14 protein-coding genes are annotated in these 12,032 nt (G+C 37.2%); 3 read left to right on the plus strand and 11 right to left on the minus strand.

The features are described from left to right. Positions 1 to 127: 127 nt before the first annotated feature. The 7 genes from FBR08_RS03090 to FBR08_RS03120 all read right to left on the minus strand — a co-directional run bounded on the left by FBR08_RS03090 (position 128) and on the right by FBR08_RS03120 (position 6,952). On the minus strand, positions 128 to 1,081 hold the full coding sequence (locus FBR08_RS03090; RefSeq protein WP_158961365.1) for an acetyl-CoA carboxylase carboxyltransferase subunit alpha: 954 nt from the start codon (positions 1,079 to 1,081) through the stop codon (positions 128 to 130). 64 nt (positions 1,082 to 1,145) lie between these two features. Continuing rightward, entirely contained in the window at positions 1,146 to 2,039 is an 894-nt protein-coding gene (locus FBR08_RS03095) for a DMT family transporter (RefSeq protein WP_158961366.1), read from the minus strand. After that, positions 2,026 to 3,099: an LptF/LptG family permease gene (locus tag FBR08_RS03100; RefSeq protein ID WP_158961367.1), complete on the minus strand. Its 1,074-nt coding sequence runs from the start codon at positions 3,097 to 3,099 to the stop codon at positions 2,026 to 2,028. Before FBR08_RS03100 ends, FBR08_RS03095 begins: the two co-directional genes overlap by 14 nt. 37 nt (positions 3,100 to 3,136) lie before the next feature. Next, a complete protein-coding gene (gene tgt, locus FBR08_RS03105; RefSeq protein WP_158961368.1) occupies positions 3,137 to 4,267 on the minus strand; it encodes a tRNA guanosine(34) transglycosylase Tgt in 1,131 nt (376 codons plus the stop codon). 75 nt (positions 4,268 to 4,342) lie between these two features. Beyond that, positions 4,343 to 5,356 (minus strand): FecCD family ABC transporter permease, encoded by a 1,014-nt coding sequence (locus FBR08_RS03110; RefSeq protein WP_158961369.1) that lies wholly within the window; start codon positions 5,354 to 5,356, stop codon positions 4,343 to 4,345. Then, complete coding sequence (locus FBR08_RS03115) at positions 5,353 to 6,495, minus strand: ABC transporter substrate-binding protein (RefSeq protein WP_158961370.1); 1,143 nt, start codon at positions 6,493 to 6,495, stop codon at positions 5,353 to 5,355. The genes FBR08_RS03110 and FBR08_RS03115 overlap by 4 nt, the downstream gene beginning before the upstream one ends. Before the next feature lie 190 nt (positions 6,496 to 6,685). Beyond that, a complete protein-coding gene (locus FBR08_RS03120; RefSeq protein WP_233266213.1) occupies positions 6,686 to 6,952 on the minus strand; it encodes a hypothetical protein in 267 nt (88 codons plus the stop codon). A gap of 344 nt (positions 6,953 to 7,296) precedes the next feature. On the opposite strand from FBR08_RS03120, the gene FBR08_RS03125 reads away from it, so the two are divergent. The 3 genes from FBR08_RS03125 (at position 7,297) to FBR08_RS16730 (ending at position 9,489) form a co-directional block, all read left to right on the plus strand. Continuing rightward, positions 7,297 to 8,325 (plus strand): YncE family protein, encoded by a 1,029-nt coding sequence (locus tag FBR08_RS03125; RefSeq protein WP_233266215.1) that lies wholly within the window; start codon positions 7,297 to 7,299, stop codon positions 8,323 to 8,325. A 351-nt stretch (positions 8,326 to 8,676) separates the two neighbouring features. Then, positions 8,677 to 9,201: a DUF4252 domain-containing protein gene (locus tag FBR08_RS03130; RefSeq protein WP_158961372.1), complete on the plus strand. Its 525-nt coding sequence runs from the start codon at positions 8,677 to 8,679 to the stop codon at positions 9,199 to 9,201. A 129-nt stretch (positions 9,202 to 9,330) separates the two neighbouring features. After that, positions 9,331 to 9,489, plus strand: a complete 159-nt coding sequence (locus tag FBR08_RS16730) for a hypothetical protein (RefSeq protein WP_199268624.1) — start codon at positions 9,331 to 9,333, stop codon at positions 9,487 to 9,489. A gap of 101 nt (positions 9,490 to 9,590) precedes the next feature. Here FBR08_RS16730 and FBR08_RS03135 read toward each other — a convergent pair whose 3' ends face one another. The 4 genes from FBR08_RS03135 to FBR08_RS03150 all read right to left on the minus strand — a co-directional run bounded on the left by FBR08_RS03135 (position 9,591) and on the right by FBR08_RS03150 (position 11,958). Continuing rightward, a complete protein-coding gene (locus FBR08_RS03135; protein WP_158961373.1) occupies positions 9,591 to 9,983 on the minus strand; it encodes a VOC family protein in 393 nt (130 codons plus the stop codon). A gap of 75 nt (positions 9,984 to 10,058) precedes the next feature. Next, positions 10,059 to 10,598, minus strand: coding sequence for a hypothetical protein (locus tag FBR08_RS03140; RefSeq protein ID WP_158961374.1), 540 nt, complete (start codon positions 10,596 to 10,598; stop codon positions 10,059 to 10,061). A 76-nt stretch (positions 10,599 to 10,674) separates the two neighbouring features. Further along, positions 10,675 to 11,079, minus strand: coding sequence for a c-type cytochrome (locus FBR08_RS03145; RefSeq protein ID WP_158961375.1), 405 nt, complete (start codon positions 11,077 to 11,079; stop codon positions 10,675 to 10,677). Positions 11,080 to 11,124: 45 nt separating this feature from the next. After that, positions 11,125 to 11,958 carry a tetratricopeptide repeat protein gene (locus tag FBR08_RS03150; protein WP_158961376.1) on the minus strand — a complete coding sequence of 278 codons (834 nt, stop codon included), beginning with the start codon at positions 11,956 to 11,958 and terminating at the stop codon, positions 11,125 to 11,127. Between the last annotated feature and the right edge of the window lie 74 nt (positions 11,959 to 12,032).

Consider the following 12,032-nt stretch of genomic DNA (forward strand, 5'->3'; position numbering starts at 1 on the left):
TTGTTACCTACTCTTCTATTCCATTTACAATCAATAAAAATATCCTATTTTCATTTGATTCAAGAAATAGTAAAGCACAAAAAATCCGAGTAAAAACTCGGATTTTCTTTATGTATTACAGGTTTAATTAGCTTTTGTATTCTCCCATTTCGAAGTACTTTTCCATGCGTTGGTCTAGTAACTTATCCAATGGAGTTTTTGCTAATTCCTTGTGTGTTTTTACAATATAAGATCTCACTGATTCAAAAGTAGCTTCTCTATCTGAGTGAGCTCCACCAAGAGGTTCTGCAATAATATCATCAACAAGCTTATTCTTTTTCATGTCATAAGATGTTAATTTTAATGCATCTGCTGCTTGTTCTTTATATTCCCAGCTTCTCCATAAAATAGACGAACAAGATTCTGGTGAAATTACAGAGTACCAAGTATTTTCTAACATGGTTACGCGGTCACCCACACCAATCCCCAAAGCACCTCCTGAAGCACCTTCACCGATAATAATACAGATGATTGGCACTTTAATACGGAACATTTCGTAGATATTACGAGCGATAGCTTCACCTTGTCCTCTTTCTTCAGCCTCTAATCCTGGGTATGCCCCTGGCGTATCGATTAAAGTAACAATTGGAATATTAAATTTCTCAGCCATTTGCATCAAACGCAAAGCTTTTCTGTATCCTTCAGGATTTGCCATCCCAAAGTTTCTGAACTGTCTAGTCTTTGTGTTGAATCCCTTTTGTTGACCTACAAACATAAAACTCTGATCGCCAATTTTACCTAATCCACCGATCATTGCTTTATCATCTTTCACATTTCTATCACCAAATAATTCTAAAAACGTATCTCCGCAAAGCGCTTTAATATAATCAACGGTATAAGGTCTGTTTGGGTGTCTTGACAACTGTACGCGTTGCCAAGGAGTCAAATTCTTATATATTGTTTTCTTTGTCTCTTCTAATTTTTTCTCGATTTGTGAGCAAGTCGTTGATACATCCACATCAGATTCTTCCCCGATTAACGTACATTTTTTTAACTGCTCCTCAAGTTCTTTAATAGGAAGCTCAAAATCTAAATATTCCATTTATGAATAAATTTTAGTTTCAATTACTAAGGACAAAGATAAAATTTTCCTCTATATAGCCCTACTATATTTTGTCAACTTTTATCTTTTTCCTGTTTTTAACAATAGCATTCAGTACTACTGTACTTAATATTAACAAGGCACCGACATAAAATTCGGGGCTCATTTTCTCACTGTCTTTAAAGATCAAAATTGCAAGTAGAATACCGTATACCGGTTCTAAGTTGATGGTTAACATCACGGTAAAGGGAGTAATATACTTCATTACATAGACCGAACCGATGAATGCAAAAGCGGTGCAAAAAGTACCTAACACCAACAACCACAGCCAATCTGAAGTAGTAACGACAAAGAATTCTGCTGTAAACCCACCACTAAACAACAAATAGAGGGACAGGATCAACAATCCGCCGACCATTTCGTAAAAGGTGATGATTGAAGCCGAGGAATGTTGTGCGAATTTTCCATTGATAATAGAAAAAACAGCAGACAAACAAGCTGCGGACAAGGCCAACATAATTCCTTCAACATATTCGGTACTCACGCTAAAAATCAATCCTAACGCACATACAACGATAAAACCAAAGAATACTTCATAGGCAATAATCTTGCGTTTATAGAAGATCGGTTCTAAAATTGAAGTAAAAAAAGCACCTGTTGACAAACAGGCCAAGGTAACGGATACATTAGACACTTTAATGGCCCAAAAAAAGGTCAACCAATGCAGTGCGATAACTATTCCAGCGGCTAAAAATTTAGAGATATTACTCTTGCTTTCTTGTAGCGTTTGTCGTTTAAACGCAAACAGCAAGAGCAACGTAATAACAGCAATAACAATTCTGTACCAAACCAAAGGTAGAGCATCTAGTGTAATTAAATTACCTAAAATAGCGGTAAACCCCCAAACGAATACAATGAGGTGTAACAGCAAATTACTCTTTACATTATCTGCGAGCATTTCGTAATAAAAATATAGCTAAAATTGCGAATGTGACATTGGGAATCCACACGGCCACTAAAGGTGACATACTAGAGGCTTCCGCTAAAACACTAAAAATCTTATCAAAAAAGACATAAATAAAAGCTAAGGCAATACCAATAGCTAAGTTGATCCCCATCCCTCCTCTTCGCTTCATTGAAGACACGGATACGGCAATAATGGTCAAAATAAAAGCCGATACAGGCACACTGTATTTCTTATACAACACAACTAAGTGCACATTGATATTAGAAGACCCACGCATGCGTTCTTTTTCAATAAAGCGCTTCAACTGGCCTAAAGTCATCGTTTCTGCTGCGTAAACAACTGGACTTAAATCATCTATATCGAATTCTAATTTCAATTCCTTAGCATTAGCAGATTCCAAAACATCCCCCTTTTCTCCTACTTCTCTTTTAAAGTAATCGTACAGCGTATACATTTTCGTTTCTTCATTCCATTCAATGCGTTTCGCTTCAATTTTAGAGACTAACTTATTTCCGTCAAATTCTTCAATGGTAAAGTTATATCCCGTGTTGGTACTGTAGTTGAAGTTACTGACAAAGATAAATTCATTCGGATTGATTTGCTTGAATACGTTCTGACTTTCGCGCACCTCATCTCTTTTCAGGTATTTATAGCGAAAATCGTTATACCCCGCACTCGCTTTAGGCACGATATACATGGACATAGCTAGCGCTAGAAATGAAATTAATGTTGCACCAATCAAATAAGGGCGTAAAAATCGCGTAAAGGAAATTCCCGAACTTAAAATAGCTACAATTTCGGTATTATTCGCCAGTTTGGACGTAAACCAAATAATGGAAATAAACAGAAATATAGGAAACAACATATTGGCAAAATAGACGGTAAAATCCAAGTAATACAAAACTGTAGCTTGTACTGGCACCTTGTTTTCTAGGATTTTATTAATCTTTTCAGAGACGTCAATCACAATACCAATAGGTACAAATAGCAAGAGCATCACAAAAAAAGTGGCTAAATATCGCTTTAAAATATACCAGTCTATAATTTTCATCTGTACCCTACTTTTGCTATTTGACGTTTGTTGATTTTTACAATCTTTCTCCTAATTGCTTCACCATCTTATTTTTCCAAGTTGCGAATGTTCCTGCTAAGATTTGTTGGCGTGCTTCGCGTACCAACCACATATAGAAACCTAAATTGTGGATAGACGCAATTTGTTTTCCAAGCGACTCATTAGCGGCAAATAGATGGCGCAAATACGCTTTCGAATAAGCCGTATCTACCCAAGTATGTCCCATTGCATCGATCGGAGAAAAGTCATTTTCCCACTTTTTATTTTTCATATTGATAATTCCTTCGGATGTAAATAACATCCCATTTCGCGCATTACGCGTAGGCATTACACAGTCGAACATATCTACACCTAGGGCGATATTTTCTAAAATATTAATTGGTGTACCCACCCCCATCAAATAACGTGGTTTATCTTCTGGTAAAATAGAGGTAACCACATCTGTCATGGCGTACATTTCTTCTGCAGGTTCTCCTACAGATAATCCACCAATGGCATTTCCTTCTGCTCCAACATTGGCAATATACTCTGCTGATTGTTGACGTAAATCTTTATACGTACTTCCTTGAACAATAGGGAATAATGCTTGAGAATACCCGTACATTTCAGGTGTGTTATTAAAATGAGTCACACAACGATCTAACCAACGGTGCGTCATGTGCATTGAGCGCTTTGCATAGCGATAATCACAAGGATAAGGCGTACATTCGTCAAAAGCCATGATGATATCCGCTCCAATCGCACGTTGAATTTCCATCACATTCTCTGGAGAGAAAAAGTGATACGATCCATCAATATGGGATTTAAATTTTACTCCTTCTTCTTTAATCTTTCTATTAGCAGAAAGCGAATACACTTGAAATCCTCCACTATCAGTTAAAATATTGCGGTCCCAATTCATGAATTTATGCAAACCACCGGCTTGCTTTAAAATTTCTACTTTTGGTCGTAAATATAAATGGTAGGTATTTCCTAGAATGACATCTGGGTTAATTTCTTCTTTTAGTTCACGTTGGTGTACACCCTTTACTGTTGCAACTGTACCCACAGGCATGAAAATAGGTGTTTCAATTACGCCGTGATCCGTCGTAATTTTTCCAGCACGCGCACGTGACTGAACATCAGTATGTAATAATTCGAACTTCATATTGTCTATTTACAGCTTGCAAAGATAATTTAAAAACTAGTCATCAAGCTTAGTTTTTGTCTATTTTTCTATTTTCTAAAAAACGCGATATTTAAATAGCAAAGCAATTACGATGGGCGCTCCAAAAATAGCGGTAATGGCATTGATGGGCAGAATCGCGTGGGGCTGAATCTGTGTAAGCATGTCACAGAGTAAGAGGACAATACTTCCCATCCAAATACAAGCGCCAATTAATGTGCGATGCGTATTGGTTTTCCACAACAAACGCGCCATATGCGGAACCGCCAAGCCAATAAAGGCAATCGGTCCAACAAATGCCGTTGCACCACCTGCCAATAGACTGGTAGTGATAATAATTAAATTTCTCGTTTGCTTGACGTTTATTCCCAGTGAAGTTGCATAGGCTTCTCCCAACAACAGCGCATCTAATCGTCGGATTAAAAATACAGACAGTAGCACCCCAATACCAACGACAATCAAAAAAAGCCAGAGCATTTCTTTGGTTAAGTTTCCTAAACTGCCCGACATCCATACGGTGTACTTTTTGAGTTGTTCTGCTTCGCTAAAATAGGTTAGTATGGAGATGATGGCATTGGCAAAACTACCAAACATCAAACCGACAATTAATACGGTAACGGAGTTCTTGACACGATGTGAGACTCCCAGAACTAACAGCAACAGCAGCGTACTACCTAAAACGGACGTAAGCAATAGCGCATAGCTAGAGGTAAGGTAGGGGGTAATAAAAGCGGGAAGCACTGCGCCTCCCATCAATACCAAGGCAACACCGAGTCCTGCCCCTGCGCTGATTCCCAAGACATAGGATTCTGCCATGGGATTTCGAAACAGTGTTTGCATTAACAACCCACTCAGTGATAGTGCTATCCCCACGAGCATGGCAACAATGGCCTTGGGCAATCGATAATGCAATACAATATACTCCCATGATGCTTTTGTTCCTTCTTGTCCTAGGAGAATGCGAACAACTTCTTTAAAGGGAATTTGAACACTCCCCCAAGAAAGGTTGAGTATCAGGACGAATAAAACGAGTATACTCCCGAGCCACCAACTTATTTTTTGTTTTTTCATTCTTGTAATTGTCTGTAAAAATGAGGTTGATACTTTGGGAGAATTTCTGGATGTGCGATTTTGATTAGGTCCTTCAGCACAAGATCTGGTCGCAGTGGTCCCCATTCATAAAAAAGAGTTCCTCCCGTTTCCCCTTTGGTCGGTGCAAAAGAATATACTTTTTTGTTTTTAAACGCATCAAATTCTTTGTAGTGCGGGTTAGCTGCGGCTAAATCACGCAGTGATTCATAATGTCCGGGATTAATCCAAAGATCCGCTTGTTGTCCTTTTTCCAGCACTTGTTCAAAAGATAAGGCTAAACTACCGACCCCCTTTGTCTCTTGCCATAAATAATTGGTTTTAGCATCTTTAAAATAGGTTGCTGCCCAACTATTTCCCTCTGGTAAATACCATACATCGGCATACATCACTCCACTTAATACGCTTGGTTGTTGTTTTTGTGTTGTTACCAGCTGTAAAGCAGCGGTATAATCGGTTAGCAGTTGATCAAAAAAGCGATTGGCTTCTTTTTCTTTATCGAACAAAACGCCAAACAGCTTGATCCATTCCGCCTTACCCAACGGATTTTGTTCCGTCCAATCTCCATTGTACAAAACGGGAATTCCAGCTTGTTCAATGGTTTGTAGTGCTTTATTTCCATTGTCCATTGCAAAGGCCATCAGTACATCGGGTTGCATATCAACTACGACTTCAACATTCAACGCCTCATTTTGCCCTAGTTCTTTGATTTTTCCAGCTTTAATTTGTTGTCGAACACTTGCTGTTGAAATATAATCTAAGCCTGCAAACCCAACAAGGGCAGGAACTTCATCTAAAACGTCTAAAGCGGGAATATGGGTAGTAGACGTACAAGCCATTGTTCGAATAGGAATTTGAATTTGCGTATAGCGCTGCAGCGAATCAGGTACTTGCGCCTGTTGTCTTTTCAACACATAAGTAAAACGCTCCTTTGCGGAAACCCAAGGTTGGATAATTTGCACTACATATAGATTGTCATACGCAGTTAACGTAAAACCTTTGGCGTAGGTAATCAGGGGCTGTTGTGTCGTTTGTCCTACTTCTGTTGTTGGCTTATCCTTGCACCCAACAAACAAAAGCCCCCCCATACACATCAACAAACAAAAAGCTATTTTTCTCATACATACTTGCGTTTACCACACAAAAATAAACTTATTTCTTCTTATTTGGAGAGCGGAAAAAAGAAAGAGGAAAGAGGTCAGAAGAAAGGAGTGTGAATTCTCGATTAAAGAAGTGATTCTTTTTAAGAAAATTCACACTCCTTTCTCCTTTCTTCTATCCGAACTAAAATAAAATTGTTTGATTCTAAACTTAATCTCTTTCTTTTTTGTAGCATCTAAGTTGAAACTTAATTGTTTCTAACCACAAACGAATAAAAACTTCCTTCGAACTTTTGCCAATCAATCGCGCGTAATGCTCCGCCATTTTTTCAACATCTTGGATATTGGCTGTTAAATGCGCGAGGTTTTTCATGCAGTTGGCAAAAGACATCTCTTGATTGAATTTCATTCGATTTAAATCCACCAAGTAAAAAACAGCATGTAAAACTTCTAATTCACCTAGTAGGTTACAAAGCACCTTCAATTGTTAAAAATAGTTAACAAAAAAATAGCCCTTTCTCCTTTTTCAAAAAAAAACGCCTGTTTACTATACTACAATTCCCCAATTTACGTTAGGAGAAAGAGAAAGAAGAAGAAGGGAGAAAAGCGTATTTTATGGGGTTAAAATAGGTTGACAAATCCCTTCTGCTGCGAATGAATGGTACAGAACAAGTGATTTGAATGTAAATTAAGGAGTTGACCTATAAATTTTACCAATTAGCACTTGTTTATTTCAGAATAAAAACTAATTTTGAGAAAGATAAAAATTAACATTTTATTAAACTTTCACTTTTGTGTAATACTAATACTATGCAACTAAATATGAAAAAACTTTTATTTCTAGCACTATCATTATCAATCCTTTCAACATCTTGTAGTACATCGGATGATCCTTTTGTAGAAGTACCACAAGTACCTAACCTTGACAACGGTTTACTTATTTTAAATCAAGGCGGTTTAGCGTATAATGATGCATCCATAGGATTTTCAAGTTTTGCTTACGATAAATATCATGCTAATATTGCGCAAACGGCAGATAGAGCATTAGGAGATGGTGCACAAAGTATGGCCTTCAAAGACAACAAAGCATTTGTTGTATTAAAAGGATCGAATAAAGTTGAAATTTTCAACCGCTATACCTTCAAACACGAAGGAACAATTACAGAAGGTTTAAACAAACCTTTATCCATTGCTTTTGCAAACAACAAAGTGTATGTTACCAATGAAGAAACACAAACAGTAAGTGTGTACGATTCAAACTACCAATTCCTTACCTTGATTAAAATCAATGCTCCAGTAGGACAAATTTTAGCTTGGCATACCAAAGTATACGTACAGAAAAACATTTCAGCAGATAAGAGTGAAATCGTTGTTGTGGATGAAAAATTCAATATTATCAAGTCTATACCTGTTCAAAAAGAATTGAAGGACTTTGTAACATTAGGTGATTTTATTTTCGCTGTTTCAAGTACAGCAGACAAATCTTTTTTCTATAAGATTGATGCACAAACGGATGAGAAGGTAACTGAATTTTTCTCAACCAGAAACACAGCTGCTAAGAATTTGCGTGTAGACAATAACGACATGTACTACACAAGTAATAACGCGGTGTACAAATGGAATCCACATGATACCAATGTACAAGTAGCTCCGGTATTGACAATTCCAGAAAAAGAATACATCGAAGCTTCAACTTTTTACGGCTTCAATGTAATTAAGAATACGATTTACGTGGGTGATGCAGGAGATATGCTAGATCCAAGCACGGTTCACGTTTACCAAAATGGACAGAAGGTGAGCAGTTTCACAGCAGGAATTCTAACGAAACATTTCTACGCGAACTACAAATAAAAAATAAAAGAGTCCTCAGGGACTCTTTTTTATTGCTACTCGTCGACACTATCTTCGTAAAAAGTAATAATTTTTCAATTATATTTTCTATTTTTACTATAATATTAATTTAGTTCGCAAGAAATAATGAAGAACAAAAAAAACATCACTTACTTCATTGGCGGTATCCTGATTGTTAGCTTACTTGTCTTGATTGTACAATCTCAATATCTCAAGACGATACAAGCGCCACCCTCAGAGACCAATCTCGGCACTTTTTCCAATCCTGAACTCGCTTATCAGGAGTGTAAATCAATTTTATCCGAGGTTTCCAAAGCTTTAAATACTAGCGATACAACTAATTAGATTTTTATGAAACGAATCGTACCTTATTTGATCTGTTGCTTCTTATTATTTACAGCAAATGTAGTTTGGGCACAAGACAGCTTTTCAAAATTTGAAAAAAATAAAAACATCAGCAATGTTGTTGTCAACAAAAAGATGTTCGAAATGATGGCTAACGTAAAAGTAGAAGCGACTAACACAGAAGAGCAACGCTATTTTGACTTAATTAAAAAGCTGACAAGTTTACGCGTTTTCAACACAAAAACGCAAGAGGTAAAAAAAGACATGACTACTACAATCTCTGAGTACGTACAGTCCAAAAATCTCAAGGAATTAATCAACAAAAAAGACAACGACTCTAAGATTGTTATTTACATCGACAAATCGGGAACGAATCAAACTATTTCGGAACTAGTCATGTACAACGACAGTGTAGATCCAACAAAAGAAAGTGTTTTAGTACTCATTACAGGAAACTTCAGTTTAAAAGAACTTTCCTCTTTAACTAAAAAAATGAACCTTCCCTTAGGAAATACCTTAGATAAGCTATAGCAAACAGAAGCCCCTTTCCAAAAAAAAGGGGCTTTTTTTATTATTCACAATAAACAACTGACATTTATCAGACTATATTATTATTATTTTTCATAAATTAGTACAGAATAACATAAATAAACACGTATTATGAACTTAATGAATTTACCTCTGTACAATTTTGCTAATGGCACATTTATGATCATTATCTTTGGCTTAGTATGTGTGGGACTTGTCATAGCGATCTTCATGTTTATGGGAGGAAGCCCAAAAAAGGAAGAAGATGACGATGAGAACAAACTAGACTAAGCGCAAGACGATATACCCTTCACGTGAAAAAAAAAATTGTGATGCGCGACCATCACAATTTCTTTTTACCCAACTTTGGGTAGTATCTTGTATTGTCTTTTTTAGCCTCCCATGGCTGTACATAACTCAATTAGAAAACCATTACAATCGATAACATATGCTACGCTTTGCCCCCAAGGTTTTACCTTTAAGGGTTCATATAGGGTAGCTCCAGCTTCTATTGCTTTGTTTAGAGCTTCTGTTACATTGTCTACGACAAATCCCAATTCGATGCCCATCACCTGCTCTTTACTTACAGCTGTATATCCTTTAGCTAAATTAGACTGTGCTAAATCTGCTGAGGCAAAAGCTAGTGTTGTCTCTCCTGAAATTAATTCTGCATAATCGCCTTCTGGTGTAATAAACTTGCGTTCAAACCCAAAAGCACTTTCGTAAAACGCAACCGTAGCTTCTACGTGTTTTACGTACATAATAGTATAACTGTACTTGATCATCTTGTGTGTTTTTCTACTCCAATATACAACTTGTCTCTCTCATGAAAATCACAAAAAAAACACTTTTTTGCACTTTTATCCTTCAAAATCGCCACAATCGTGTACTTCAAATGTTTCCAACAAACTGCGCAAGGTATAAAAAGAGGCTTCTCTAAACATGGATTCGTCAATCTCATCTCCCTGTACTTTTAGGCTATACACGGGATACTCCTCTACTTGTTCAAATACAAATGTATGAGACTGCGTTCGGATGCTAATTTGCTTTCCTTTTTCCTCTACTGATTCGATTGTATAAGACACTTGACTGTGTAAATCGCACGCATTCATCAAGGTAATCATCTCTCCGTCAATCAAGATATTCACCACGTCACACGCATAGCAATTGCCCCCAAATTCCAATCCGTATTTGGCTGTTACCTCCTTAGCTGCGGGTTCTACAATTTCCATGGGAACCAATAACTCACTGCTTATCTTTTTAAGGGCTGCTGTAGTTGCAAAGGCTTTAGCCACTTCTTCTTTGGTTGTAGCTTGTTGTACCGGTGGTTCTTGTGTTGTATTTTGTTTACATCCTAATGCAAACAAACCTACGATTGCGAGTATTACTAGTTTTTTCATGTGAGTTGATTTGATACAAAGGTAGTATTTCTGAAGTAAAAGTAAACAAGGGATACATCATTTGATGTTCTCTATTTCAATACGTCAAATAGGTCTGAACAGATTGAATATCTTCTTCTGACAATTGATTTTTAAATGTTTGGAGATGAAACATACGTCCATATTCCACTTGATCTTTTTGTGCAGGATCAACGAGTAACCAACGCTGTAAAACCAGAGGATCTGCGTTTCTTAATCCTGGACCACTACCATCCATATCCAACTTGTGACAAGCTAGACAATGCTGATAAAACAACGCTTTTCCTTGTTGTACTTCTTCTGGTAAATTAGGCACTCCACAAAACGCTTCATCAGCACTACTCCTGGGTCTTCGCTCTGTTTCTGCAATATAAAATAGTCCGCCAAATAGAATAAAAGCCGCTATCAAGATTCCCGAAATGCCCCAAATAAAACCTACAATATACTTGCGATAAGCATCCATACTCCACTTTTAGATCTAAGTAAGATACGCATAAAACTGTTTATTTTACTCTTTATTTTGCTTCGGAATTTGATAGGGATAGCGCTCGTAAATAGCATTGGCTTCATTAATAGAAAACCCTTGTTCGTTGTAGGTAAAAAACAGATCTGAAGTTGCTTTAATCTTTTCTTTCGGTTCATTCATTTTCCATTGGCATAAGCCCTTATAGTAATAAGCGTCTGAAAATTCTTTGTAGTTGACCACTGCTTGGTCAAAATAAGCGATGGCTTCTGCAAAGCGTTCTTGTTCGTAACAAACGATGCCCAAATAAAAAAGTTCGAGGTGATGCACATCCGGAAACACTTCTTTTTGCTTGGCTACGGCTTTTAAGAAATAGGCTTCGGCTTTGTCGAATTCATTGAGTTGTAAATAAGACAGTCCGATGTAAAAAGTATAGGTGTGATCCATTTCATAACGATCGCCCCAATGGGCAATACAGGTTTCGAAATCGGCAATAGCTTCGCGATAGGTTTTGGAGAAGATGCATTTGATAAAGGCGCGATAGCCCAAATAACGTTCTGCATCATACAACACGGCTTTGTTTATATACGCCATCCCCACTTCGTATTTTCTAGCCTTAAAATAAGGCATGGCCTTTTGCTGCCACAAATAGGCAATCGTAGGGTCTTGTGCCAACCCTTCATCTAAAGCGTCTTGCCATTCTTTTAGTTGAACGGTGTAATTATACTGATGGGCTTTATTGGTCGCATAGGTTTCGATAAGGCGGTCTTGCTTGGCCTTTTGTTCGGGTGTGAGTGAAGCTGCCAACAAGGTTTGTGCTTGGGGCTGTTGACAACTGATCAATAACAAAACCAATATACTAAAAGGGAGGTATTTCATTTCAATTCGTTTCGATTAAATATAGGGAATATTTGGGTAGAGGAAAATAAAAAAGACCGACGTGAAGTGTTTCT

This window comes from Myroides fluvii, assembly GCF_009792295.1.
Lineage (GTDB): Bacteria > Bacteroidota > Bacteroidia > Flavobacteriales > Flavobacteriaceae > Flavobacterium > Flavobacterium fluvii_A.

Coding starts and splice junctions, on each gene's coding strand:
- FBR08_RS03090 (WP_158961365.1), bottom strand. CDS start 1,081: ATGGAATATTTAGATTTTGAGCTTCCTATTAAAGAACTTGAGGAGCAG.
- FBR08_RS03095 (WP_158961366.1), bottom strand. CDS start 2,039: ATGCTCGCAGATAATGTAAAGAGTAATTTGCTGTTACACCTCATTGTA.
- FBR08_RS03100 (WP_158961367.1), bottom strand. CDS start 3,099: ATGAAAATTATAGACTGGTATATTTTAAAGCGATATTTAGCCACTTTT.
- tgt (WP_158961368.1), bottom strand. CDS start 4,267: ATGAAGTTCGAATTATTACATACTGATGTTCAGTCACGTGCGCGTGCT.
- FBR08_RS03110 (WP_158961369.1), bottom strand. CDS start 5,356: ATGAAAAAACAAAAAATAAGTTGGTGGCTCGGGAGTATACTCGTTTTA.
- FBR08_RS03115 (WP_158961370.1), bottom strand. CDS start 6,495: ATGAGAAAAATAGCTTTTTGTTTGTTGATGTGTATGGGGGGGCTTTTG.
- FBR08_RS03125 (WP_233266215.1), top strand. CDS start 7,297: ATGAAAAAACTTTTATTTCTAGCACTATCATTATCAATCCTTTCAACA.
- FBR08_RS03130 (WP_158961372.1), top strand. CDS start 8,677: ATGAAACGAATCGTACCTTATTTGATCTGTTGCTTCTTATTATTTACA.
- FBR08_RS16730 (WP_199268624.1), top strand. CDS start 9,331: ATGAACTTAATGAATTTACCTCTGTACAATTTTGCTAATGGCACATTT.
- FBR08_RS03135 (WP_158961373.1), bottom strand. CDS start 9,983: ATGATCAAGTACAGTTATACTATTATGTACGTAAAACACGTAGAAGCT.
- FBR08_RS03140 (WP_158961374.1), bottom strand. CDS start 10,598: ATGAAAAAACTAGTAATACTCGCAATCGTAGGTTTGTTTGCATTAGGA.
- FBR08_RS03145 (WP_158961375.1), bottom strand. CDS start 11,079: ATGGATGCTTATCGCAAGTATATTGTAGGTTTTATTTGGGGCATTTCG.
- FBR08_RS03150 (WP_158961376.1), bottom strand. CDS start 11,958: ATGAAATACCTCCCTTTTAGTATATTGGTTTTGTTATTGATCAGTTGT.